The organism is Spongiimicrobium salis (assembly GCF_043678055.1).
Lineage (GTDB): Bacteria > Bacteroidota > Bacteroidia > Flavobacteriales > Flavobacteriaceae > Spongiimicrobium > Spongiimicrobium salis.
The window spans coordinates 79,031-102,441 of the sequence record NZ_JBHEQA010000007.1 but is presented as its reverse complement, the minus strand read 5'-3'; the positions used below and the strand labels follow the sequence as shown (position 1 = coordinate 102,441).

Annotated in this window: 24 protein-coding genes; 14 read left to right on the top strand and 10 right to left on the bottom strand. The window is 39.9% G+C overall.

Annotated features, from left to right (window positions below):
• Positions 1-5 precede the first annotated feature (5 nt).
• The 3 genes from ACEXOE_RS21675 to ACEXOE_RS21665 all read left to right on the top strand — a co-directional run bounded on the left by ACEXOE_RS21675 (position 6) and on the right by ACEXOE_RS21665 (position 2,501).
• Complete coding sequence (locus ACEXOE_RS21675) at positions 6-716, top strand: metallophosphoesterase family protein (protein WP_394750965.1); 711 nt, start codon at positions 6-8, stop codon at positions 714-716.
• A 4-nt stretch (positions 717-720) separates the two neighbouring features.
• On the top strand, positions 721-1,218 hold the full coding sequence (locus tag ACEXOE_RS21670) for a ClbS/DfsB family four-helix bundle protein (protein WP_394750964.1): 498 nt from the start codon (positions 721-723) through the stop codon (positions 1,216-1,218).
• Positions 1,219-1,310: 92 nt separating this feature from the next.
• Positions 1,311-2,501 (top strand): alpha/beta hydrolase, encoded by a 1,191-nt coding sequence (locus ACEXOE_RS21665; RefSeq protein ID WP_394750963.1) that lies wholly within the window; start codon positions 1,311-1,313, stop codon positions 2,499-2,501.
• 11 nt (positions 2,502-2,512) lie between these two features.
• Here ACEXOE_RS21665 and ACEXOE_RS21660 read toward each other — a convergent pair whose 3' ends face one another.
• Both ACEXOE_RS21660 and ACEXOE_RS21655 read right to left on the bottom strand, forming a co-directional pair.
• The gene (locus ACEXOE_RS21660) at positions 2,513-3,436 is read right to left on the bottom strand and encodes a pyridoxamine 5'-phosphate oxidase family protein (RefSeq protein ID WP_394750962.1); all 924 of its coding nucleotides are present in this window, start codon (positions 3,434-3,436) and stop codon (positions 2,513-2,515) included.
• Between the two features lie 101 nt (positions 3,437-3,537).
• On the bottom strand, positions 3,538-4,113 hold the full coding sequence (locus ACEXOE_RS21655) for a TetR/AcrR family transcriptional regulator (protein WP_394750961.1): 576 nt from the start codon (positions 4,111-4,113) through the stop codon (positions 3,538-3,540).
• A gap of 135 nt (positions 4,114-4,248) precedes the next feature.
• Between ACEXOE_RS21655 and ACEXOE_RS21650 the strand changes: the two genes are divergently transcribed.
• The 7 genes from ACEXOE_RS21650 to ACEXOE_RS21620 all read left to right on the top strand — a co-directional run bounded on the left by ACEXOE_RS21650 (position 4,249) and on the right by ACEXOE_RS21620 (position 10,257).
• Positions 4,249-5,406, top strand: coding sequence for a homogentisate 1,2-dioxygenase (locus ACEXOE_RS21650; RefSeq protein ID WP_394750960.1), 1,158 nt, complete (start codon positions 4,249-4,251; stop codon positions 5,404-5,406).
• Between the two features lie 15 nt (positions 5,407-5,421).
• Positions 5,422-6,669, top strand: a complete 1,248-nt coding sequence (gene fahA / locus ACEXOE_RS21645; protein ID WP_394750959.1) for a fumarylacetoacetase — start codon at positions 5,422-5,424, stop codon at positions 6,667-6,669.
• 5 nt (positions 6,670-6,674) lie between these two features.
• Positions 6,675-7,568, top strand: a complete 894-nt coding sequence (locus tag ACEXOE_RS21640) for a flavin reductase family protein (RefSeq protein WP_394750958.1) — start codon at positions 6,675-6,677, stop codon at positions 7,566-7,568.
• 79 nt (positions 7,569-7,647) lie between these two features.
• Positions 7,648-8,241 (top strand): class I SAM-dependent methyltransferase, encoded by a 594-nt coding sequence (locus ACEXOE_RS21635; protein WP_394750957.1) that lies wholly within the window; start codon positions 7,648-7,650, stop codon positions 8,239-8,241.
• Positions 8,238-8,741 carry a hypothetical protein gene (locus ACEXOE_RS21630; protein ID WP_394750956.1) on the top strand — a complete coding sequence of 168 codons (504 nt, stop codon included), beginning with the start codon at positions 8,238-8,240 and terminating at the stop codon, positions 8,739-8,741. The genes ACEXOE_RS21635 and ACEXOE_RS21630 overlap by 4 nt, the downstream gene beginning before the upstream one ends.
• A gap of 105 nt (positions 8,742-8,846) precedes the next feature.
• On the top strand, positions 8,847-9,383 hold the full coding sequence (locus ACEXOE_RS21625; protein WP_394750955.1) for a methyltransferase: 537 nt from the start codon (positions 8,847-8,849) through the stop codon (positions 9,381-9,383).
• Positions 9,384-9,399: 16 nt separating this feature from the next.
• The gene (locus ACEXOE_RS21620; RefSeq protein WP_394750954.1) at positions 9,400-10,257 is read left to right on the top strand and encodes a glycosyltransferase; all 858 of its coding nucleotides are present in this window, start codon (positions 9,400-9,402) and stop codon (positions 10,255-10,257) included.
• 33 nt (positions 10,258-10,290) lie between these two features.
• On the opposite strand, the gene pafA is transcribed toward ACEXOE_RS21620, so the two are convergent.
• The gene (pafA, locus tag ACEXOE_RS21615; RefSeq protein ID WP_394750953.1) at positions 10,291-11,979 is read right to left on the bottom strand and encodes an alkaline phosphatase PafA; all 1,689 of its coding nucleotides are present in this window, start codon (positions 11,977-11,979) and stop codon (positions 10,291-10,293) included.
• A gap of 111 nt (positions 11,980-12,090) precedes the next feature.
• On the opposite strand from pafA, the gene ACEXOE_RS21610 reads away from it, so the two are divergent.
• The gene (locus ACEXOE_RS21610) at positions 12,091-12,828 is read left to right on the top strand and encodes an MlaE family ABC transporter permease (protein ID WP_394750952.1); all 738 of its coding nucleotides are present in this window, start codon (positions 12,091-12,093) and stop codon (positions 12,826-12,828) included.
• The gene (locus ACEXOE_RS21605) at positions 12,828-13,595 is read left to right on the top strand and encodes an ABC transporter ATP-binding protein (protein ID WP_394750951.1); all 768 of its coding nucleotides are present in this window, start codon (positions 12,828-12,830) and stop codon (positions 13,593-13,595) included. The genes ACEXOE_RS21610 and ACEXOE_RS21605 overlap by 1 nt, the downstream gene beginning before the upstream one ends.
• Before the next feature lie 175 nt (positions 13,596-13,770).
• On the opposite strand, the gene ACEXOE_RS21600 is transcribed toward ACEXOE_RS21605, so the two are convergent.
• The 3 genes from ACEXOE_RS21600 to ACEXOE_RS21590 all read right to left on the bottom strand — a co-directional run bounded on the left by ACEXOE_RS21600 (position 13,771) and on the right by ACEXOE_RS21590 (position 16,985).
• On the bottom strand, positions 13,771-15,231 hold the full coding sequence (locus ACEXOE_RS21600) for a DUF389 domain-containing protein (protein WP_394750950.1): 1,461 nt from the start codon (positions 15,229-15,231) through the stop codon (positions 13,771-13,773).
• 3 nt (positions 15,232-15,234) lie between these two features.
• On the bottom strand, positions 15,235-16,314 hold the full coding sequence (locus tag ACEXOE_RS21595) for a mannose-1-phosphate guanylyltransferase (RefSeq protein ID WP_394750949.1): 1,080 nt from the start codon (positions 16,312-16,314) through the stop codon (positions 15,235-15,237).
• A 68-nt stretch (positions 16,315-16,382) separates the two neighbouring features.
• Complete coding sequence (locus ACEXOE_RS21590) at positions 16,383-16,985, bottom strand: SprT-like domain-containing protein (RefSeq protein WP_394750948.1); 603 nt, start codon at positions 16,983-16,985, stop codon at positions 16,383-16,385.
• 101 nt (positions 16,986-17,086) lie between these two features.
• On the opposite strand from ACEXOE_RS21590, the gene ACEXOE_RS21585 reads away from it, so the two are divergent.
• Complete coding sequence (locus tag ACEXOE_RS21585) at positions 17,087-17,716, top strand: peptidylprolyl isomerase (RefSeq protein WP_394750947.1); 630 nt, start codon at positions 17,087-17,089, stop codon at positions 17,714-17,716.
• Positions 17,717-17,744: 28 nt separating this feature from the next.
• Positions 17,745-18,638: a 3-keto-disaccharide hydrolase gene (locus tag ACEXOE_RS21580; protein ID WP_394750946.1), complete on the top strand. Its 894-nt coding sequence runs from the start codon at positions 17,745-17,747 to the stop codon at positions 18,636-18,638.
• Between the two features lie 12 nt (positions 18,639-18,650).
• Here the strand turns inward: ACEXOE_RS21580 and ACEXOE_RS21575 are convergent, their stop codons facing one another.
• From ACEXOE_RS21575 to pdhA, 4 genes are all read right to left on the bottom strand, one after another.
• A complete protein-coding gene (locus tag ACEXOE_RS21575) occupies positions 18,651-19,331 on the bottom strand; it encodes an SDR family NAD(P)-dependent oxidoreductase (RefSeq protein ID WP_394750945.1) in 681 nt (226 codons plus the stop codon).
• Positions 19,331-20,365: a M28 family metallopeptidase gene (locus ACEXOE_RS21570; protein ID WP_394750944.1), complete on the bottom strand. Its 1,035-nt coding sequence runs from the start codon at positions 20,363-20,365 to the stop codon at positions 19,331-19,333. The genes ACEXOE_RS21575 and ACEXOE_RS21570 overlap by 1 nt, the downstream gene beginning before the upstream one ends.
• A gap of 91 nt (positions 20,366-20,456) precedes the next feature.
• Positions 20,457-22,106, bottom strand: coding sequence for a pyruvate dehydrogenase complex dihydrolipoamide acetyltransferase (locus tag ACEXOE_RS21565; RefSeq protein ID WP_394750943.1), 1,650 nt, complete (start codon positions 22,104-22,106; stop codon positions 20,457-20,459).
• A gap of 3 nt (positions 22,107-22,109) precedes the next feature.
• On the bottom strand, positions 22,110-23,108 hold the full coding sequence (gene pdhA / locus ACEXOE_RS21560; protein WP_394750942.1) for a pyruvate dehydrogenase (acetyl-transferring) E1 component subunit alpha: 999 nt from the start codon (positions 23,106-23,108) through the stop codon (positions 22,110-22,112).
• Positions 23,109-23,411: the final 303 nt, after the last annotated feature.

Below are 23,411 nucleotides of genomic sequence, written 5' to 3'. Positions count from 1 at the left end.
AACTTATGAGTAAAAAAATAGCTTATGTAACGGATATGCACCTAGATGAAGAGTTTCCTAAGAGTATTGGTGTAGATGCGAATAAAAATTGGCAAATTGTTCTAGATGATATTTCTTCCAGGGGCATCCAACATATCATATTGGGTGGAGATATTGGAGAAAAAGCGACCAACGCTTGGTTTTTTGATCATTTAAAAGCGCATACCATTGATATCTCCTTGGGAAATCACGATGATTTCCATACGGTAAAAAAGCATTATACCCAGCACCTCCATCCACAGCGATCGGCACTATACTATGTACAGGAATTTCCTTCCCATCGTTGTATCGTCTTGGATTCCAGTACAGAAACTATTCAAGAAGAACAATTGAGCTGGTTAAAAAAAGCGGTTCAGACTGACAAACCCATTGTTGTTTTTGTACACCATCCTATTTTAGCCGTGGAAGTGATCATGGATAGACGTTATGCCTTGCATCGCCGTGAACTGATTCGGAATATCTTATCGAGTATTCCCAATAAGGTAACTATATTCTGTGGACATTACCATCTGGAAGATGAGCAGAAGTATAAAAATATCCATCAATACATTACCCCAGCCTGTTCCTATCAGGTTGCAAAAACACAGGACGAAATTCAGGTAAATAAGGATACTTTTGGATATCGTATATTAGAATTTAAAGAAGAAGGGATACAAACCGAACTCATATTATTCTAAACCAATGCCAAAACCCCGCTCAAAAGAGGAATTGCTAGATCAAAGTCGAGTGAATTTTAAAAAAATGCTAGATTTTATTGATGCCTTACCTATGGACTTGCGGCAAAGAGAGTTTCCAAAGGGTACCATGAACCGAAATATCAGGGATGTGTTTGCCCACATCCACCATTGGCACCTCCTGATGCTCAACTGGTATGACGTAGGGATGCAAGGCAAAAAACCCGACATGCCCAGTACAGGATATCGTTGGAAAGATACGCCAACTTTAAATCAAGAAATCTGGAAGTTATACCAAAGCAATGATCTTAACGAAGTACGAAGTCTTTTAGCACAGTCCCATAAAAAAATTATGGATACGATAGCTTGCCATACCGACGAAGAATTATTTGAAAAAAGAAAATACCATTGGACCGGAAGTACCTCATTGGGGGCTTATTTCATTTCAAATACGTCTAGTCATTATAGATGGGGATTACAGCTAATACGAAAAAACGTCAAATGAGCTTGTTATATCTTCATTTTTAGAAGGCAAATTATATGAAAGAAAAAAATTATTAGAAAAGGCTATACATCATCACATCAATCAAAATAATCATGAAATCTATTCTTTTTTTAGTTGCATTACTCTGTATCACTACTTTATCTTCACAACAGAAAGAACGTTCCAATTACAAAAACTACTTCGAAAAAGAGGCTAAAAACCCTGCAATACATCATTCGATCATATCTAAATACTATGATCATCCCCGCGAAATTATCGTTCAACTCCCCTTGAGTTATAGGCAAATGTCACAAAAAAGATATCCTGTTCTCTATCTATTGGATGGGGAAAGAAATATCAAGTCATTGACCTTAATAGCCAATACCCTTGCGCGTAAGCATAAAATGCCAGAGATTCTTATTGTAGCCATCCCGGCTTCAACTACACGCCAACAGGATTATACGCCCAATGATATCCCTATGCACTCCAGCACGAAGTTGGGAAATGCAAAGACATTTACCCAATTTTTAAAAGAAGAGTTGACCACATATATCGACACCACCTATAGAACAGTTCCTTATCGTATTTTATCCGGGCATTCTCGAGGTGGATTGTTTGCATTGAATGACCTACTAGCCGAGAATGCTATTTTTCAGGCCCATTTTGCTTTCAGTCCCGCTTTATGGGCGGGCAACTATAAATTGATTTCGAAGGCCTCTCAAAAACTGGAGGAAGGAAAAATTGGAAATCATTTTTTTTATGTTAACGCGGGCGGTGAAGAAAGCTTGAAAATAAGAAAAGCTTTTTTTCAATTTGAATCATTGTTGAACATCCATAATCCAACCCGATGGGAAGCTACTTTTCATGAACACGACTCTCACGGAACAACCCCTATTCCCGGACACTATCTAGCACTAAGAAAATTGTATGCCAATTGGGATAAACCCTGGGAATTATATGATTCCGAAGGCTTGACAGCAGTAAAAACCCAACACGATCTATTATCAAAAGAGTTTGGGTACAGGGTAATACCCGATGAGAACGATTTGAACAACATAGGGTATTCCCTACTAAAAAAAGGGGAAATTGAAAAGGCCATTACCGCTTTCCAATTGAATACGGATTATCATCCCCATTCGGCAAATGCATTCTACAACTATGCCAAAGCCCTCGATACCAAAGGTGCTCTAGATTTGGCTTTAAGTACCATGGAAAAAGTCTTATCCTTAAACAAAAAACCATCAAAGGAAATGAGAACGTATTATCAAGCTTTACGAAAAAAGGTTTCTAAAAGCAATAAATAAGCAAAGTTCATTTAATTAATCTCTGGATTAAAAGGAGAAGCGTCTATATATTCCCAATCCATATTGTGATGCTTATCGGTTTCGACCCAGGCTTTGGTATGAAATAACCAATATCGTCCCGTTCCGGTAGTCTTCACCGCATCTTCTTCCCCATCTTGATCAAATAATAAGCTTGCCTTCCCGCTGAGCTGCAAAACCCTTTTATTTTTATAATCCACGAACAACAATCCTGCCTTGCCATTTTGAGCTATATTCCCTAAAGAATTATACATCATATTGCCCTGATAATCCGGTATTTTTAATACTCCATCATCAATAACCTCAACAAAACCTGGATTCCCACCACGATGCGACATATCCATATTGAAATCGTTACTCTGGGTACCCAGAAACAGCGTATCCGCACTTTTGATCCATTCCAAATGATGTGGTTGCAAGCTGTCGCCCTTTTGTATTTGGGAAGATTTGGATGCTGTAGTCGGCACAGAAACAGACCTTCTTTGGATATATTTTGGGCAATTGCCATAAGCTTCATTCACCTTGACCTTCATTCTTGTTTCGGACAGCTTTAACTTTCCATTGATGCGGTATCGCTTTCGTTCGGCCAAAATGATGAAGAGTAAGCCCACTTCGGAATTTGCATTTAGATTGGCATACAAAATGTCGTGCTCCGAGCTTACAATTTTTGTTCGGTTAATAGACATTTCTTCTGGTCCGTCCACAGTAACAATAGGGCCATCCGCAATAAGAAAAGAGACCCAAATAGCTCCGGAAGCATCCATACTACTCACCAGTGCATTGGTTTGAGCTTCCAAAAAACCAACCGCTCTGGGCGGAATGCTTTTTTGAATCATCTGCCCTATTTGACCTGCGATTTCCAGTTCTCCAAACTTTGCTTGAATTTCCAATTCTCCGCTGTGAAAGACATTTGCCATAATACGCTTTTTATAATTAGACGTATCATCCTGAATTCCTTATAGAATATACCTTTTATTTTGTGGTCGACGAAAAAAAGAACCCATTGCCCCTATTGAATTTAGGCGATGACTCCATGGAAAACGAAATCCACAATTTGTCGTTCGAGCTCTATTGGATTCAAAGAAGTATCTTTTTGAGTGTATTTATCATAGAACCAGCGAATTGAGGATAAAATAACGGCAGTGGCAATGTCGGCATCCATTTCTTTAAATACGCCTTCCTCCATTCCTGCTTGTAGCAACCCTTTGATCTTCTCTTCATATTTATCTCTAAGGACGGTGTACTCAGTATACTTGGGTTCCTTTAGATTACGCCATTCATTGACCATCAATGCTACTTCATACGGTCTTTGTGATGCAATTTGGATATGACATGAAATTATCTGTTTCAGTTTTTCATCCAAAGTGTAATTGGAAGCCATAATATTATCCAAGGCCGAGTGAAAGTCGTTTGAGGCCCTAAAAAGAAAACTCTCTAAGATTTCTTGTTTGGATTTAATGTAATTATAACTATTGGATACATCAAAATCCATGCGATCTGCAATATCACGCATTGTAGTGGCTTTAAAGCCTTTCTCGTGAATCAACTTGAGTGATTCCTGTAAAAAATCTTCCTTCTTCGTGCTAAATTTCATCTACAAATTTTAACGTGTTGGCGAATTAAAGCGGTTCACACTTGGTACAAATTAAAACAAAAATTAGGTTTCTATAAAGTAAATTTGTTTTTATATCAACATTTGTTTATGTTTGATAGAACAAATGTTTAAGCTATGCCATTCTATCATCAACTTGGAAAAATTCCGCACAAGCGCCATACGATCTTTAGAAAACCTAATGGAGATTTGTACTATGAACAACTTTTTGGAACCATCGGTTTCGATGGAATGTCCTCTAACATCTATCACGAACACCGTCCTACGCAAGTAAAGGAGATAAAGGGTCAATATAGTGTTGCTCCAAAGATTGCGAAAGCGAACAATATTACCTCTTATAAGCTTCGTGGTTTTCAAGTGGAGCCTGAAGATGATTACTTGGAAAGCAGAAAGATCGTTTTGACCAATAGTGATTGCAATATCATCTTAGCAGCGCCCAAGAAATCCCAAGAGGCCTATTTCTTTAAGAATACGGATGCAGATGAAGTCATTTTTATCCATAAGGGCAATGGAACACTACGAACCCATATGGGCAATCTCACTTTTTCTTATGGCGACTATTTGGTCATCCCCCGAGGTATGATCTATAAAATAGAATTTGATACGGAAGACAACCGCCTATTCATCGTAGAATCTTACCACCCCGTATATACCCCCAAACGCTATCGAAATTGGTTTGGGCAACTGCTGGAACATTCCCCCTATTGTGAACGAGATCTGAGGCGTCCTACGGTTCTGGAAACCCATGATGAAAAGGGAGATTTCCTGATAAAGATCAAGAAACAGAACGATATTTTCGATGTGGTCTACGCCACACATCCATTTGATGTAGTAGGCTATGATGGATTCAATTATCCCTATGCCTTCTCCATTCATGATTTTGAGCCCATCACGGGACGGGTACATCAGCCGCCTCCGGTACATCAGACTTTTGAGACCAGTGCTTTTGTTATCTGCAGCTTTGTTCCCCGTCTATACGATTATCATCCCGAAAGCATTCCTGCTCCTTACAATCATAGCAATATTGACAGTGACGAGGTTCTGTATTATGTTGATGGGGATTTCATGAGTAGAAACGATATTGCACCCGGGCATATTTCCTTACACCCGGCCGGCATTCCCCATGGGCCTCACCCAGGAGCCGTAGAACGAAGTATTGGCAAGACAAAGACCGAAGAACTTGCGGTCATGGTAGACACTTTTAAACCTTTACAACTAACCGAAGATGCCATTAAAATAGGAGATGAATCCTATCATAAATCATGGCTGGAATAATATTATTTTATTGAGATGACACCAACAAACTGCTGGGTACCTATACCCGAAAATTCAGATTTTTCTATTTATAACATTCCTTTTGGAATCTTCTCCCAGGGCAACGATATTAAAAAGGTAGGTTGTGCCATAGGGGATCATATCCTTGATCTGGCAAAGGCTGCGGAACTTGGAACTTTTGACCCTTTGAACTTCAATAAGAGTGTATTTGAAAATGAATTCCTCAATGCCTTCATTGATCTGGGTAAAAACATTACCAATGAAGTGCGGCACATTATTCAGAAGGAATTGACTACGGATAACTCCATTTTAAGAAATCACCCTTCCGTTTTAATACTTCAAAAAGATGTTGTCATGCATCTTCCGGTCTATATCCGTGACTATACCGATTTCTATTCCAGTATAGAACATGCCACCAATGTAGGCAAAATGTTTCGTGATCCCGAAAATGCCTTACTGCCTAATTGGAAACATATCCCGGTAGGCTATCATGGAAGGGCCTCTTCCATTATTGTCAGCGGACAAGATATTCACCGACCTAAGGGACAAACCCTACCCATCGGGGAAAAACATCCGGTATATGGTCCTTCACTGCGCGTTGATTTTGAATTGGAAATGGGTTTCATTATTGGAAAAAATACCACTCTTGGCACTACGCTAAGTACTGCCGAAGCTGAAGATTATATTTTTGGAAAAGTACTTTTTAATGATTGGTCTGCCCGAGATATCCAAAAATGGGAATATGTGCCTTTAGGGCCTTTTTTAGCCAAAAACTTTGCCTCTTCCATTTCCCCTTGGATCGTAACGCTGGAAGCCCTGGAACCCTTCCGTGTGGATGGCCCTAAACAGGAACCCACCGTACTTCCCTATTTGGAATATTCGGGCCAAAAGAACTATGATATTCATCTCGAGGTTGCCCTCCAACCCGAAGAACAGCAAGAAACTGTTATCAGCCGTTCCAACTTTAAGTACATGTATTGGAATATGGTTCAACAACTAACGCATCATACGATCAATGGATGTAACATCAACGTAGGTGATATGATGGCTTCGGGAACGATTAGTGGAAAATCCGAGGATTCTTATGGATCCATGTTAGAATTAAGTTGGGGCGGAAAAAATCCCTTGAAGCTGAATGATGGCAGCGAGCGTACATTTATTCAAGACCATGATACCGTCATTATGCGCGGTTTTGGAAAAAAAGACCATATCCGGGTAGGATTTGGAGAGGTTCGCACCAAACTATTATCTGCTAAAGATTAAAGGTCATGGCAATTAAAACAATCGATCCCCAGCAATTAAGTACTCCGGTATTACACCGTTTGCTTCTGTCTGCGGTGGCTCCAAGGCCTATTGCTTTAGCAAGTACCATAGATGCCCAAGGAACTATAAATTTAAGTCCATTCAGCTTTTTTAATGTGTTCAGTGCCAACCCTCCTATTTTAATTTTTTCCCCTTCACGACGCGGAAGGGACAATACCGTAAAGCATACTTATGAAAATGTAAAAGCCGTTCCGGAAGTAGTCATCAATATTGTGAATTATCCTATGGTGGAACAGATGTCCCTATCCAGTACGGAATATGACCGTGGAATCAATGAATTTACCAAAGCGGGCTTTAAAGCTATTCCTTCAGAAACCATACGCCCTCCCCGAGTAGCAGAATCCCCTATAGCTTTTGAATGTGCAGTGGATTCGGTTATGGAATTGGGCAAGGAAGGCGGTGCCGGCAATCTGGTGATTTCCCGGGTACAACGTATTCATATTCAGGAGGAATATCTCAACGAGAACGCCGAACTAGATACCACAAAATTAGACCTAGTAGCCCGTATGGGAGGAAATTGGTATTGCCGAGCCAATGAAACTGCACTCTTTGAGATTCCAAAGCCCTTACAAAATAAGGGGATTGGCGTAGATCAACTGCCCAAACATGTACTAGAGAGCAATGTCTTGACCGGAAATCATCTGGGAAGATTGGGGAACACGGAACAGTTGCCCGACCCTAAAACACTGACCCGTTTAAAAGCGTCCCAAGAAATACAATCCATTTTGGACATAAAAGATAGAGCATTACAAATTAGGCAATTACATCAATATGCCCTTAAGGTCCTTGAAGATAAAGATGTTGATAAGGCATTGGGAATTCTCTGCTGTTTGGATTGAGTATTTAAATTCCCTACAATTTTTTATGTCCCTTTTTTTACCTTAGTTTTCCATAATTAAACGCTGTGAAAATCTCTCGATGGCAAAAAACGCAACAAGCAGGTTCTACAATTGGTTTTCCTCCCTCTATCCTCTTGTTGCCTTTTTTTTTAAACCTCAAAAAAAACGGTTGTTCAACGAAATAAATGTAGAAGCTCCGGGAAAACTTTTAGAAATTGGCATTGGCAATGGAAGTCATTTGAAGGCTTATCAAAACCATCTTGTGACGGGGATAGATACATCGCCCGGCATGTTAAGAATCGCCCATAAAAAAAACAAATACTCGGCCAACTTATATCTTATGAAGGGAGAAGAACTAAAATTTAAAGACAATTCGTTTGACTATGTGGTATTGTCCCATGTTATCGCCGTGGTACCCGATCCCGAAAAAATACTGGAAGAAGCGTACCGGGTGCTCAAACCAAATGGCAAACTCTTTCTTTTAAATCATTTTACGCCAAATACCATTTTAAAATATGTAGATATCTGTTTTCATCCTTTTTCCAAATTCTTTCATTTCAAATCCATTTTTTATAGCGAAAAACTCATAACATTGCGGCAGTTTATCCTCTTAAACGAAATTAAATTTAGACCTTTGTCTTACTTTAAGCTTTTAATTTTTTCTAAACCGTGAAAAAACAGTATTTCCTTATCTTTTTCTCCTTAACGGTCAGTCTGTTCATCTATGTATTCTTTAGAACTGAAAAAACAGTGATCAATGCGGTTTTCAGCACCTTGATTACAGAAGAAAACTATATCTATTTAAAACAGTTCATCCATGGCAATATACGCCTACACCCCTTTATAGTCTACTCCTTACCAGAAGGTTTATGGGTCTTTGCTATTACCCTAACCTCTAAAAACCTCTTTCTGAAGCTGGGAACTTTTACATTGAACGGCACTTACCTTCCTTTATATTTTGCCATTGGATTGGAATTACTTCAATTAGTGCATATTACCAATGGTCGGTTTGATTATTGGGACATTGTGGTTTCCGTATTTTTCTGGATTTTGGCCTGTTATGGCATGCAGCCTTTAGGCCCCAAACAGAACATTTTGGATCAATTTCACGCCAGAAGCATTCTCTGTATTTTCACCTACGCCATAGTGTATTTGGCCCATGTGGGTTATTAACCCCTCACTTCAGAATAGTACTTCCTTAGTTCCATAACGGTCCTTGCATTTTATTTTTTTACCTTCGTAATCCTAAGGGTTCTTTGAGCAACCAATATCTATTTTATGTACGAAAAGACATTTCCCAATAAGCGTTTTCAACACACGCTGACATTCCTTCAAAAACACATTCCAAACACGGAAAACATTTTAGATCTGGGGGTAGAAAATCCATTTTCCACGATTATGAAAGAGCATGGATACCAAGTAGAAAACACCAAAGGGGAAGACTTGGATATTGATTTTAGTACCGTACGGCAATCGGGTGCCCAAGTAGTTACGGCTTTTGAGATTTTTGAACACCTTCTTGCCCCTTTTAATGTGCTGCGTGAGCTTAAAGCGGATAAGCTAGTGGCCAGCATTCCTATGCGCTTATGGTTTTCACCTGCTTACCAAAGTAAAACAGACCCGTGGGACCGTCATTATCACGAATTTGAGGATTGGCAGTTCGATTGGTTATTGGAAAAATCTGGATGGGAAATCAAGGACAGAGCCCAATGGACCAATCCTGTCAATAAAATTGGAATACGTCCTATCTTAAGACGTTTTACGCCACGGTACTATATTGTGTATGCGGAGAAAACAAAAGATACCCTAAAATAGCTAACGCAATAGCACCATGAACTACTGTATTATCATTCCCGCTCATAATGAAGAGGCCTTTTTAGCTTCTTGTTTGGATGCTATTCTCATACAAACAAGACTTCCGCAAAAAGTGGTCGTCGTCAATGATAACTCTACCGATCGTACGGCTGCCATTGCCAGTGAATTTATGGCGAAGAGTGACATCTTTGAAAGAGTAGATACAACTTCTTCCAATGTGCACATGCCCGGAAGCAAGGTAATCAATGCCTTCTATAAAGGTATTGATCGTATTCCGGAAACTTATGACTTTATTGTGAAGCTAGATGCCGACATTATTTTGCCCGCAGATTATTTTGAGCGTATTGCCAGCGTATTTGAAGAATATCCGCAGGTAGGCATCGCTGGCGGCTTTGCCTACGAACAAAATAAAAATGGGGATTGGGAACTAAACCATCCTATGAACAAAGATCATGTCCGTGGAGCGTTCAAAGCCTATTCCAAAACTTGTTTTCAGGCCATTGGTGGACTTAAAAATGCTATGGGTTGGGACACTGTAGATGAATTATTGGCGCAATATCACGGGTATGAAATCCATACTGTGGACCAATTAAAAACAAAGCACCTACGCCCTTTAGGAAAGGCGTATAATAAAAAAGCCAAATTATTGCAGGGTCAAGCGATGTACACCATGCGTTACGGTTTTTGGATTAGCTGTATTGCCTCCTTAAAAATGGCTTGGAATCAGAAAAAGATCAATGCTTTTTTTGATAATATGAAAGGATATCATCAAGCTAAAAAAAAGAAAGTCCCTTTCTTAGTGACGGTGGAGGAAGGTGCGTTCATTAGAAAACTACGCTGGACTAATATCAAGAAAAAAATAGTTCGCAAGTAGTATTACCGTCCTTTGACCTACATCTTTTCAATGCTATTTCAACACCTCTGTAATAGGTTTCCCCGTGGTACCGTTCGGAAACGCAATTCCCAATAAACTGGCAATTGTAGGTGCTATATCAGGAATTTCTGTTCTATTGACCGTACTCCCTTGCGTAATTCCTTTTCCGTAAAACAATAGCGGCACATGAGTGTCATAAATTTGAGAAGTACCATGCGTAGATCCAGTTCTAGAGTAGTTGCTGGTTCCATGATTCAACACAATCAGCACATCTCCCGATCGTTTTTGATGGTATCCGTTCTGTAAAACATAAGGAATCCCTTTGGTATAGTGATTTTTCCACATTTGCTGAGCCGTATATACACGGTATACATCTTTATATCTCAAAAATTCCTTGGCAATGTTCTCTTGTACTTTTTCTACATCCAAATCTAGGTTATGGATAATTTTATGATCTAAGAAAATCTGATTGTTGGAAAAATTCTTTACGATATCGGTGGTGCCGTAGGTGTATTTTAAAAACTCCTCCAGTTCCTTCCTCATTTCATTGTAATCCATATAACCCGCGGGAATTTTTTGATCCCTTAAATACTGCGGTACCTGTACAGCTCCGTGGTCGGCCGTTAAGAAAACGGTATACTCGCCCTGTCCTACCTGAGCATCCAAGGCATTGAAGAGACGCTCCAAATCTTGATCCAAACGCAAATATGTATCCTGAATTTCTTTAGAGTTCACGCCATATTTGTGCCCTACATAGTCTGTACTAGAAAAACTCACGGCCAAAAAGTCAGGAATCGCATCCACGCCCAATTGTTCCTCTTTTAAGGCCGTTAGGGCAAAATCTGCTGTAATCGTATTTCCAAAAGCCGTTGCTTTTAACATGTCATAGGCCCCATTCGTATTCCATAGACTGGGCAGATCATGAGGAAAAGCAGTCGTAGTTTCTCCGTTAAATTTCCCTTCGTAACTATTGTTATCCGAACCGCTTTCTTCATACAAAGCAATATCTTTTAGCGTTGTCCATGCTTTTTTGTATTGATCAACGCTCCGGGCCGCATTAAAATCTTCGACCCATCTTGGGAGCTTTTTCATATAAAAGGAACTGCTGATCCATTTTCCTTCATCCTGTCCATGGAACCAATACGCCGCATTGGCTGTATGTCCTCCAGGGAGTACCGCTCCCCTATCTTTGAGTGCAATCGCAATTACTTTTCCCTTCATTTGAGTATGCAATCGCAATTGATCGGTAAGGGTAGTAACTCCCATCCGATGCGGTGACATTTTTCCCGCATTGGAAGTTGTTCCTATAGATTCGTAGGCTTCATCGGATGCACAATATACTTCTTTATCCAAATCTTTGTCGTACCAAGTATTCCCGATAATACCATGGGTAGCCGGCGTTGTTCCTGTATAGACCGAGGTATGGCCCGGGCCAGTGCTGGTAGGGGCATAATTAAAATGATTGTTTTTACAATTGAAACCCCCGTTCACCAAGCGTTTAAATCCGCCATTCCCATAATGTTTCCAAAAACGGGTCAAGTAATCAAAACGCATTTGGTCTACCACAATACCCACTACTAACTTTGGAGTTTGCGCACTACTTTGGTTCACAACAAGGGTCTTATTTGACTTTTTTCTTGCCCTTTTTTGAGCTGCCACTTCTGTTGGCCAGTGAAGAATAAAAAGGACTAAAATGAGAAGAAAGTTTTTTTTCTGGTGCATTGTATATTTCTTAAAGATGCAAAAATAAATAAATAAGGCCTTTAAAATTTAAATGAAGGTTAAAAGACAGCTAATATTGCTATTTTTACAGCTAGAAGTCATTTACATTCTATGAATTATATTTCGTCTATTGGGAGTTATTTCATTATGATCCGTGAGGTTTTTAAAAAGCCGACAAAGTGGAAAATCATGAAATCTCTCATTCTCAAGGAGATAGATGAGCTTATTTTTGGCTCTTTAGGAATTATCATTTTTATTTCCTTTTTCATCGGTGGCGTGGTCACCATACAGACTGCATTGAATCTAAATAACCCTTTAATTCCCTCGAGTCTTATTGGTTTTGCTACACGCCAATCTGTTATACTGGAATTTGCCCCTACATTTACCTCAATCATTATGGCAGGAAAAGTAGGTTCTTATATCACTTCCAGTATTGGGACCATGCGGGTTACGGAGCAAATAGACGCGCTTGAGGTTATGGGGGTCAATGCCCTAAATTATTTGGTATTTCCTAAGATCATTGCTTTAATGATTTATCCTTTTGCCATCGCCATCGCCATGTATGTGGGGATGTTTGGCGGTTGGGTCGCCGGAGTTTTTGGCGGTTTCCTGTCTAGTGCCGACTTTGTTACAGGTTTGCAGATGGAGTTTATCCCCTTTCACGTTACCTACTCCTTTATCAAGACTATCGTTTTTGCTTTTCTCATTGCAACCATACCATCATTTCATGGATTTTATATGAAAGGTGGTGCCCTTGAGGTTGGGAAAGCAAGTACGACCTCCTTTGTCTGGACCAGCGTGGCTATTATAATTTTAAACTATATGTTAACACAATTACTATTGGGCTGATGATCATTGTAGACGACATTCATAAATCATTTGGTGATGCCCATATTTTAAAGGGCATATCTACCTGTTTTGATAAAGGAAAAACCAATTTGATCATCGGGCAAAGTGGTTCGGGAAAAACGGTATTTTTAAAATGCCTGTTGGGCTTGTTTACCCCGGAAAAAGGCTCCATATGCTATAATGATAAGGTATATGCGAAACTCTCGGATGATGAAAAGCGCGATTTACGTCAGGAGATGGGAATGGTATTCCAAGGGAGTGCCTTATTTGATTCCATGACGGTATGCGAGAATGTAAAATTCCCCTTACAAATGTTTACCAAGCAAGCGCCATCAGAAATGGATGACCGTGTAGATACTGTACTTAAAAGGGTGAACCTCATTGATGCCCATCATAAATTTCCTTCAGAAATCTCCGGGGGGATGCAAAAAAGGGTAGCGATAGCAAGAGCGATCGTAATGAACCCTAAATATTTATTTTGCGATGAACCTAATTCTGGACTAGATCCCAAAACGGCTATCCTTATTGATAATCTTATCCAGGAGATTACGCAGGAGTTTGACATTACTACTGTAATCAATACCCATGATATGAATTCCGTAATGGAAATTGGGGAAAAAATTATTTTCCTAAAGAATGGTTATAAAGAGTGGGAAGGTACCCATAAGGAAATTTTTAAAACAGATAATGAAGCCGTGACCAATTTTGTGTACTCTTCGGAACTCTTTAAGAAAGTACGACAAATGTACATTGAAGAACGGAATTAAGGGTTCTAAGTTCGAAAACATACTTGTTTTCAAACAAAAGACCCAACTTTAGCGTATACGGTTTTTTCAATTCCCATCATTTAAGGCAGTCGCCTCTACCCCCAAAAATCTTCTGCAAGGGCTTAGAAACCTATCAGCTTTACACCTGTACTGCGGTATATGAGTTATGATTTTTCTATTCGGCTTCCTTTAATTGAATTTTAGGATCTTTTAAACGAATTTTAAGCCAGTCGCCCAATTTCTTTTGTGCTGCAATAATAGTATTATCATCCAAGCCGTCTTTCCATTTTGCTTCAAAGGTGGGGATCGTATCCAATTTACTAAAATCGGTTTTCACCACATAAGCAAAACCTAAACTCCTTAGGTTTTCATAATTGACTTTGGCTTCTGCACTGATTTCTGCAAAGGGAATCTGCTTGGAAGTCAGCTTCCCTAAACGGGCCACTTCACTTTCCAAAACCTTAATCTGTTCATCTTTCCCAAGCAGCTCGGCTTTTTTGGATTCGTAGAGTTCGCTCACATAGTTGAATTTCTCCTCGGAATCGTCCCTTCCTGCCTGTACTACTTTAAGTTCAGTATTGTCTAACCAACTGTAATCATTCTTTTGTACCAACCAAGTATTGATCACGCTTTCAGGAATAAGTTCATCGCCCATACACACCAATTCAATGGTAGAATTCCCATCTCTCACATAATTGATCTTTGTGAGATCATCCAAATAACGCCCGCCACTTTTAAACTGATAAATTCCAATGGTCTTATTGATCAGTTCCTGGGCATCTTTCATATATCGGGATTCGGTATATACATTATAGAAAATGTAGCCTGCAGGAATCATTACGGCCAATGCGACCACAGATACCAATTGGGCAATGCGTTTACGTCTTTTGGAATTGGCATAACGCACCATAGGAAAGCGCAACAGTTTAAGTACTAAAAAAGTAGCTAAAGCAATAAAGATGGTATTGATTCCGAACAGCAGTAAAGCACCCCCGGCATATTCCCAATTCCGAATCGCCAATCCATACCCTACAGTACACAACGGTGGCATTAAAGCTGTTGCAATGGCCACACCAAAAATTACACTGGCAATAGTTCCTTTTTTGGTTCTTGCAATCACCAAGGCTAATCCACCAAAGAAGGCAATCAACACATCCCGTATATCCGGTTTAACCCGAGCCAATAATTCAGATGACTCATCGCGTAGGGGAAAAAATGCGAAAAACAAATAAGCCGTCAACACACTTAAAACCACCATTACTGCCAAATTTTTTAGCGACCTTCTAAGCGTATCGATATCATTGATAGCCAAAGACATTCCCATTCCCAAAATAGGTCCCATTAAGGGGGAGATTAACATCGCTCCGATGACCACTGCCGTAGAATTTGCATTCAAACCTATAGAGGCGATAAAAATAGAACAGATAAGAATCCAGGAGGTATGCCCTTTGAACGGAATATCGGCTATAATGGATGCTTTGGTAGCTTCCTGATCCGTATCTTTTCGGATATCCAATAAATCCAACAAGAATTTTTTGGAGCTCCCTAAAAGACCCTGAAAATCTTTTTTTACATCTTCACCCCCAGCAGCATTCTCCTCAGGTGGTGTATTGGTTTGATTTGTATTTTCTTCCATATATCAAGTGTATTGGTCACCATATTTAGCTTTCACACTACCAAGCACTTTTTTTATGTCTTGTTCTTTTGATTTGGGGTAAATCAGCAAAACTTCTTCTTTATCTACAATAATATAATCATTGAGCCCATCAATCACAACAATTTTTCCTTGGGATGACCGAATCATATTTCCTTTGGCATCGGTAACCAGGGTTTTGCTATTCACAACGGCATTATTATCGGCATCCTTATCCAATTTGTCGTACAAGGAACCCCAAGTTCCTAAATCGTTCCAATCAAAAGTCGCTGGAAGGACAAAAATGGATTTAGATTGTTCCAATATAGCATAATCTATAGAAATATTTTCCGCTTTAGCATAATTTTCCTGGATAAAGTGGCGCTCATTTTCGGTATTGTAGGAGGGTATGCCTTTGGAAAATAATTCGTATTGCGAAGGTTGATATGCCTCAAAGGCATTCACAATGGTTTGGACGCTCCACATGAAAATACCGGCATTCCAAAGGAAATTTCCCTGTCGCAGAAAATCTTTGGCCGTTTCGTAATTTGGTTTTTCCCGAAACTGTCGCACTTTCTTTACTTCGGCCACATCTTCTTTCTCATATTCAATATAGCCGAAACCCGTATTGGGAAAAGTAGGCGTGATCCCCAAAGTACAGAGGACTTCACCCTTTTCACATTGATCAAAGCAAGTTTTCACATCTGTTGCAAAAGCTTCTTCATCTTCGATCCAATGATCGCTAGGAGCTACGATCATTACCGCATTGGGATTTTTTTTCTGAATTTTAAGTGCTGCATATAAAATACAGGGAGCCGTATTGCGCATAGCTGGCTCTAACACTACTTGATCTTGTTTTACAAGGGGCAATTGCTCTAACACCAAATCATTGTAGCGCTCATTGGTCAAAATCAATATATTCTCCGTGGGCACAAACTTGTTCAATCGCTGAAAAGTTCTTTGAATCAAGGTACTTCCGGTACCTAACATATCGTGAAATTGTTTTGGATATTGGGTGGTACTTACCGGCCAAAAACGTGATCCTACGCCTCCTGCCATTAATACTGCATAATAATTGGTGTTCATAATTATTTGGAATTTACATCACATATAGTGATCAACGTTCTTGTAAGATTATTATTACTTTTTTAAAACTAATCTTTTATTAATTCTACTTCTGCATTGGGTTGAAAAAGATACATTCTTCCAGTAGCAATTTCAACGCATTCGTATCTTTTTATTCTTTTATTTCCTTTTTGAAAAAGCTTTCCATTATAAATTCTAAAAATACTTCCCATAGGCAATTCATATACATAGGTAATTTCCTTATCACCTTCATCAAATTGTTTTAAGGCGATGGATAAATTGGCATCTGTGCTGCTGCTGGCCTTTGGATTTTTAAAATGCTTTGCCAATAGCGGAAGAAGCTTAGGCGGAAAGATTTCCGGACGAATATATGGTAGCATTAAATACTTAAAGGTCTGTTTCCACTCCGGCCCATGGGGCTTAATCTGCCTTCCAAATTTTTTAAATGCTACCAAATGGGCAATTTCATGCACTAGCGTAATTAAAAAACGGTACTTATTCAAGGTCGCATTTACCGTAATTTGGTGTGTTCCATTGGGAAGTCTTCGGTAATCTCCGTGCCTTGTGACGCGTTCATTCACAATTTTTAAGTGTACTTCACTTTTCTGGATGAGTTCCAAACACGGAACAACGGCTCTCTCGGGGAGGTATTTTTTTAGTATTGCATCCATTATTACAAAAATAGGCTTTTTCGTAAGTGAAATAAAATCTTAGAAATTGATTATCTGGAGGGAAACCCTTAATTTCCCCTTATAATTATGCATCGTACCTTATGAAATACATTTACACGTTTGCTTTATTGCTCATATGTCTAGGTTGTACGTCAAAACCTTTTAAATCCAAATGGGTTACCCAATCCGCTCCTGAACAATTTTCGGTCCGATTTGAGACGACCAAAGGTGATTTTGATATTGCCATAGAGCGACAATGGTCTCCCAAAGCGGTAGATCGCTTTTACCAACAGGTGAAGCATCATTTATACGATGAAAGCGTCTTCTATAGGGTGGTTCCAGGCTTTGTTGCCCAATTTGGGGATACCAAACCCCAAATATCCAATCAATGGGGCGCCTTTAAAGTTCCCGATGAGGAAGTAAAGTTAGGGAATACCAAGGGCACCTTAAGTTTTGCCCGAGGTGGAAAGGAATCTAGGAATGCTGCGCTATTCATTAATCTTGTGGACAATAGCCGCTTGGATACGTTGGATTACAATGGGGTCAAAGGTTTTCCTGCCTTCGGCAAGGTCATAAGGGGAATGGATGTAGTGCTGGACCTTCATGGAGGATATCGGGAACAACCCGGAGGGAAATTAAATCTACTTTATACCCAGCCTGAGGAATTTTTTAAAGCATTTCCAAAACTTGATCGAATATTAAAAATCTCCATTTTAAAAGATAAGAAGTAACTTTTTTTTAATTCCTTATAACTGCATTATGTTCATACTTTTTCGCCTTACTAAAGTTTGTTGCTTATTCATTACGCTATCCTTAGTTTTTTCTTCTTGTCAACATCAACAAGAAGAGGACTGGACTTCACTTTTGGATGAAGATCTCAGCCATTGGGATACTTATCTAAGTTACAAGCACCAATTGGGGTATAATGGAGACATCCCTAAAGATGACGAAGGGAACCCCATTTCTCCCATTGGAATAAACAAAGATCCCTTTAAGGTCTTCAGTATCATTGAGGAAGACCATGAAACCGTACTAAAAGTTAGCGGAGAGGTATATGGATGTGTCTCTACTAAGGAAGAATATGCCAATTACCATCTTAGGATACAGTTTAAATGGGGAGATAAAAAATGGGATCCCCGAAAAAATCTTTTAAAAGATTCCGGCATTTTATATCATTCCATAGGTCCTTTTGGTGTAGAACACTGGAGATCTTGGATGCTTTCCCAAGAATTCCAGATTATGGAGGGACATCTTGGGGATTATTGGAATCAGGCCAATTCGGCTATCGATATCAGGGCTTATATTCCGGAGTATATTATGAATCCCGTGGCCGATGTATCTCAGGATTTCATTGGCATCGGTGAAGGTGAAGCCATTCCCAGCTACTGTATGCGCAGTGGAAATTATGAAAACCCACATGGCGAATGGAATACACTGGAACTGATCTGTTTTGAAGATAAAAGCATCCATATTGTCAATGGAAAAACGGCTATGGTGCTGCGAAATTCCCGCTACGTAGAGGATGGCAAAAAAGTACCAATGACCAAAGGCAAAATTCAATTGCAGAGCGAAGCCGCCGAGCTCTATTACAAGAATATTGAAATTCGATCTTTAGAAGCAATTCCAACAGAATACCAATCGTATTTTGAGTAGGCGAATTGTTAATTAGGGGGTGCTATTACTGACCTGCAACAATTTTCCATTGTACATCTTATGCCCATTTAAGGCAAATTCTTTAATATATGTGGCCATTTCCAAGGCCGTGGTTGGTGCCTGATAACCCGGAAAAGCTTCCTCCAACATCTCCGTCTGCACCGCGCCCAAGGCCAAAACATTAAAAGAAGGGCCCGTTTCCTTGAATTCCTCTGCCCAAAGTTCTGTTAAGGTGATTACAGCTCCTTTACTGGAACTATAGGCGGACAATCCTGGGAATTTCATGCTTCCTTGTACCCCTCCCATAGAGCTCACCGTAACCACATGACCCATTTTAGGCATTTTGGGTAAAACCATTCGGGTAAGATTGGCCACACCAAAAACATTAACTTTATATACTTCCTCAAATTCTGAAGCTGTAGTTTCCAAAAAGGGTTTACTGAGCAATCTTCCGGCATTATTGATCAAGATATCTACCCGTTCCCATTCTTCTTCCAAAAAAGAGGCCAAGCGTTGTAGATCTGCCGTCTTGGCAATATCGAAGGGAAAAGTTGTAATATTTTTATGTTGAAGTGCAGCAATAGGCCCGTCGTTCCGGCTTAGTGCCAAAACTTGATGTCCTTCCTCGGCAAACAGTTTCGCCATTTCAAAACCTATTCCTCGACTACAACCCGTAATAATAATATGCCCCATTATTGATATTTAATTTCTTGGGTGGCAGCATTGGAGATTCCGGTGATCATTGGGATGCTTTTATTCACTACTTCTGCCATATGTCCAAAATCCATCAGTTCGTTTTCATCCCCTACTTTATGGTAATGATTAAAATTTGTAAAATCAAAAGTACAATAGGTCTGGGAAGGTACGCCAAACTCTTGGTGAAAAGGATAGTTATCCGATCGTTGGAATAAGCCAAACTTTTTGGCCGTCGGCAAAAAACCGATTAATTTCCCCTTGGCATAGGTATTGCTGACTTCCGCCAAATTCGAGTTTTCATAGCCCGTAACATACATTAAGTAATCCTTATCCGCTAAAGGAACCCCTACCATCTCATAATTCAACATCGCATAGAGATTCATATTCCCAGCCTTCAATTTTTTAGCCAGATGTTTGGAACCCAAAAGCCCCTTTTCTTCAGCACTGAACAAGGCAAAAACCAAACTTCTTTTGTTCACTTTTGCATTCCCAAAATACCGTGCCAATTCCAAGACTGTTGTGGTTCCGGAGGCATTATCATTGGCGCCATTGGCAATAGCATCTCCGTTTTCCGGATTTATTCGTCCAATATGATCGTAATGCGCTCCAATAACAACATATTCATTCTTTAACACCGGGTCATTGCCTTCCAAAACCCCTACCACATTATAGGCCGTAGGCTCAAAATTGGATAAGGTATCTTTATAACTTTCAAAGTAGGGGGAAATCCCATTTTCCTTAAAAATAGTTTCAATATAGCTTGCCGCTTTAGCAATGCCCTCACTTCCGGAATCACGCCCCTGCAATTCATCCGAAGCTAAAAACTCCATAATAGCCCCTATTTTATCGCTATTGGAATGGTTTATATACGTTATTCCTTCATTATCCGTAAGTGTTGCAGCTTCGCTCGAAGCGATACGGGCTTTAAGTCCTTCTGGCCCTCCAATTGGACCTGTAGCATTCTTTTCCTTTACTTTAGTGCCTCCACAACCCATTAATAAGGCTATGGCAAAGAGAGTGATTTGTTTCATAAGAAAATGTATTTCGTTTTTAAAGATAAAAAAAGCATCCCAATAGTCTTGGGATGCTCTCTCTTAAATGTATATAGAATGACTTTTCAATTTAAGCCAACATCGTTACTGGATTTTCAATATACGATCGCAAGGTCTGTAAAAATTGCGCTCCAGTGGCTCCATCGACCGTTCTATGATCGCAGGCCAAGGTAACTTTCATGGTATTCCCAACAACGATCTCCTCATTCCTTACCACTGGCTTCTCTACAATAGCGCCTACGGAAAGAATTGCGGAATTAGGTTGATTAATGATCGAGGTAAATTCCAAAATACCAAACATCCCCAAATTGGAAACTGTAAACGTACTTCCTTGCATCTCGTCCAATCCTAATTTTTTATTCCTTGCCCTAACGGCCAGGTCTTTGATCGATGCCCCGATTTGGGAAAGTCCAAGCTGATCGGTAAATTTTACGACTGGAACCACAAGGCCATCGGGTACCGCTACAGCAACTCCTATATTGATATGTTTATGATAGGTGGTAGTTTCCCCTGTCCATGTTGTATTTACTTGAGGATGTTTCCTCAATGCCATCGCACAGGCCTTAACGACCATATCGTTGAACGATACTTTAGTATCCGGAAGGCCATTTATCTGTGCTCTCGAAGCTTTAGCATTATCCATATCTACCTCAATGGTCAAATAGTAATGTGGCGCCGTAAACTTGGAATTGCTCAGGCTCTTGGTAATGGCCTTTCGCATGGAAGAGTTTTTTACTTCTTCACTATGCTCTTCTCCTGCAAATACCGGAGCAACCGGAACCGCATTTGTAGTTGCTTCTGCTTTAACTTCAACCGCTGGTGCAGCTTGTTCTTGTGAGGGCACATAGTTTTCCACATCCTTCTTGACAATACGCCCAAAATCCCCACTTCCTTTGATATCTGCAAGGGATATTCCTTTATCTGAAGCTATCTTCTTTGCCAAAGGCGATGCAAAAATTCGCTTACCATCGGTAACAGGCGATGAAACTTCAGCGGTATTATTCACTGTGGGTTGCGCTGCTTCCGGAGTTTCTTTTTTTGTTTCTTCTACCGTACTTCCTGCGGATACACCACTATTCAGAACTTGTGCCACATTGGTGCCTTCCGGACCAATCACAGCAAGAATAGCATCTACAGGAGCGGACTCTCCTTCTTGGATACCGACATGTAATAAAGTACCTTCATAGAAAGATTCAAATTCCATAGTGGCCTTATCCGTTTCGATCTCGGCCAAAATATCCCCTTCCTCTACCTTATCACCTACATTTTTTAACCAAGAAGCCACGGTTCCTTCTTCCATAGTATCACTAAGGCGAGGCATTTTAATTATTTCCACACCTTCGGGAATAGCGGTCGCTTCCGATGCAGGGGCACTGCTGGTATCTGCACTAGGCGTTTCAGCAGGCTCTGGTTCTGATTCGGTTACTGCAGGAGTTTCCGTATTGGAAGCACTTCCATTCAAAAGTCCAGAAATATCTTCCCCTTCTTCGCCTATTATAGCCAAAAGAGAATCTACAGGCGCCCCATCTCCTTCATCAATACCAATGTGCAATAAAGTTCCTTCATAAAAAGATTCAAATTCCATGGTGGCCTTATCCGTTTCGATCTCGGCCAAAATATCCCCTTCTTCTACCTTATCACCTACCTGTTTAAGCCACTTAGCCACCGTACCTTCTTCCATGGTGTCACTAAGTCTCGGCATGTTTATAATTTCAGCCATTCCCTATAATTTATGTTGTACAAATGGATAATCTTCCTGCTCGTATACCATATCATAAAGTTGGTTTACTGGAGGGTAATCTGAAGCTTCTGCAAACTGCTCACATTCGGAAACTAAATCTTTAACTCTTTTGTTGATTGCGGCGATTTCGTCTTCAGAAGCATATTGATTCTCTTTAATCACATCCAATACTTGCGTAATGGGGTCTATTTTTTTGTATTCTTCCACTTCTTCTTTAGTTCGATAATGCTGTGCATCCGACATGGAGTGACCTCGATAACGATAGGTCTTCATTTCCAGAAAAGTTGGTCCTCCGCCACTTCTGGCGCGTTCAATGGCTTTGCTCATTTCTTTGGCAACAGTTACTGGATCCATCCCGTCTACAGGTCCGCATGGCATTTCGTATCCTAAACCTAATTTCCATATATCTGTAGAATATGAAGTTCTGGCCACGGAAGTACCCATGGCGTACCCATTATTCTCGCAAACAAATACTACCGGCAATTGCCACAGCATTGCTAAATTGAAGGTTTCGTGCAGCGACCCCTGTCGTACGGCCCCATCTCCCATATAACATAATGTTACGGCATCTCTTTTAAAGTATTTATCCCCAAATGCCAAACCAGCACCAAGAGGAATTTGACCTCCCACGATACCGTGCCCACCATAAAATCTATGTTCTTTGGAGAAGATATGCATTGATCCTCCCATACCTTGGGAAGTTCCTGTAACTTTACCGTACAATTCCGCCATTACTTTTCTGGGATCCACCCCCATTCCTATAGGTTGTACATGGTTCCTATAAGCCGTGATCATTCTATCCTTAGTAAGATCCATGGCGTGTAGTGCACCTGCCAATACGGCTTCTTGTCCATTGTACAGGTGTAGAAATCCCCTAACTTTTTGTTGAATATAGACTGCAGCAAGTTTGTCCTCAAACTTTCTCCAGAATAACATATCTTCATACCATTTTAGGTAGACTTCTTTGGTGATTTTTTCCATTCCACTCTTATATTATGTCAACTTATTTTCCGAGATTTTTTTGTATTGTTTCCGTTCTAAGGTAAGGAATACTTTTTACTCGTGAATTAACAAAAGTAACACATAATATAAAAGTGGAAAAATGAAAAATTGATTTGTTTCCCAGAATTATATAAAACTAGGGAAAGGGACTAAAATACTACGCTTTTTCTATTTTTTTATTGCTTTTAAGGTCTGTTTTTCATTACTCCTTGCTATGGAAACAAAATAGAATCCCTTAGGGAGGGAAGAGAAATCCAATTCAAACACTTTTTCCTCTCTCAT

Bases quoted from the DNA above. Each gene is read 5' to 3' on its own strand.
- ACEXOE_RS21675 (WP_394750965.1), top strand. From the start codon at position 6: ATGAGTAAAAAAATAGCTTATGTAACGGATATGCACCTAGATGAAGAG.
- ACEXOE_RS21670 (WP_394750964.1), top strand. From the start codon at position 721: ATGCCAAAACCCCGCTCAAAAGAGGAATTGCTAGATCAAAGTCGAGTG.
- ACEXOE_RS21665 (WP_394750963.1), top strand. From the start codon at position 1,311: ATGAAATCTATTCTTTTTTTAGTTGCATTACTCTGTATCACTACTTTA.
- ACEXOE_RS21660 (WP_394750962.1), bottom strand. From the start codon at position 3,436: ATGGCAAATGTCTTTCACAGCGGAGAATTGGAAATTCAAGCAAAGTTT.
- ACEXOE_RS21655 (WP_394750961.1), bottom strand. From the start codon at position 4,113: ATGAAATTTAGCACGAAGAAGGAAGATTTTTTACAGGAATCACTCAAG.
- ACEXOE_RS21650 (WP_394750960.1), top strand. From the start codon at position 4,249: ATGCCATTCTATCATCAACTTGGAAAAATTCCGCACAAGCGCCATACG.
- fahA (WP_394750959.1), top strand. From the start codon at position 5,422: ATGACACCAACAAACTGCTGGGTACCTATACCCGAAAATTCAGATTTT.
- ACEXOE_RS21640 (WP_394750958.1), top strand. From the start codon at position 6,675: ATGGCAATTAAAACAATCGATCCCCAGCAATTAAGTACTCCGGTATTA.
- ACEXOE_RS21635 (WP_394750957.1), top strand. From the start codon at position 7,648: ATGGCAAAAAACGCAACAAGCAGGTTCTACAATTGGTTTTCCTCCCTC.
- ACEXOE_RS21625 (WP_394750955.1), top strand. From the start codon at position 8,847: ATGTACGAAAAGACATTTCCCAATAAGCGTTTTCAACACACGCTGACA.
- ACEXOE_RS21620 (WP_394750954.1), top strand. From the start codon at position 9,400: ATGAACTACTGTATTATCATTCCCGCTCATAATGAAGAGGCCTTTTTA.
- pafA (WP_394750953.1), bottom strand. From the start codon at position 11,979: ATGCACCAGAAAAAAAACTTTCTTCTCATTTTAGTCCTTTTTATTCTT.
- ACEXOE_RS21610 (WP_394750952.1), top strand. From the start codon at position 12,091: ATGAATTATATTTCGTCTATTGGGAGTTATTTCATTATGATCCGTGAG.
- ACEXOE_RS21605 (WP_394750951.1), top strand. From the start codon at position 12,828: ATGATCATTGTAGACGACATTCATAAATCATTTGGTGATGCCCATATT.
- ACEXOE_RS21600 (WP_394750950.1), bottom strand. From the start codon at position 15,231: ATGGAAGAAAATACAAATCAAACCAATACACCACCTGAGGAGAATGCT.
- ACEXOE_RS21595 (WP_394750949.1), bottom strand. From the start codon at position 16,314: ATGAACACCAATTATTATGCAGTATTAATGGCAGGAGGCGTAGGATCA.
- ACEXOE_RS21590 (WP_394750948.1), bottom strand. From the start codon at position 16,985: ATGGATGCAATACTAAAAAAATACCTCCCCGAGAGAGCCGTTGTTCCG.
- ACEXOE_RS21585 (WP_394750947.1), top strand. From the start codon at position 17,087: ATGAAATACATTTACACGTTTGCTTTATTGCTCATATGTCTAGGTTGT.
- ACEXOE_RS21580 (WP_394750946.1), top strand. From the start codon at position 17,745: ATGTTCATACTTTTTCGCCTTACTAAAGTTTGTTGCTTATTCATTACG.
- ACEXOE_RS21575 (WP_394750945.1), bottom strand. From the start codon at position 19,331: ATGGGGCATATTATTATTACGGGTTGTAGTCGAGGAATAGGTTTTGAA.
- ACEXOE_RS21570 (WP_394750944.1), bottom strand. From the start codon at position 20,365: ATGAAACAAATCACTCTCTTTGCCATAGCCTTATTAATGGGTTGTGGA.
- ACEXOE_RS21565 (WP_394750943.1), bottom strand. From the start codon at position 22,106: ATGGCTGAAATTATAAACATGCCGAGACTTAGTGACACCATGGAAGAA.
- pdhA (WP_394750942.1), bottom strand. From the start codon at position 23,108: ATGGAAAAAATCACCAAAGAAGTCTACCTAAAATGGTATGAAGATATG.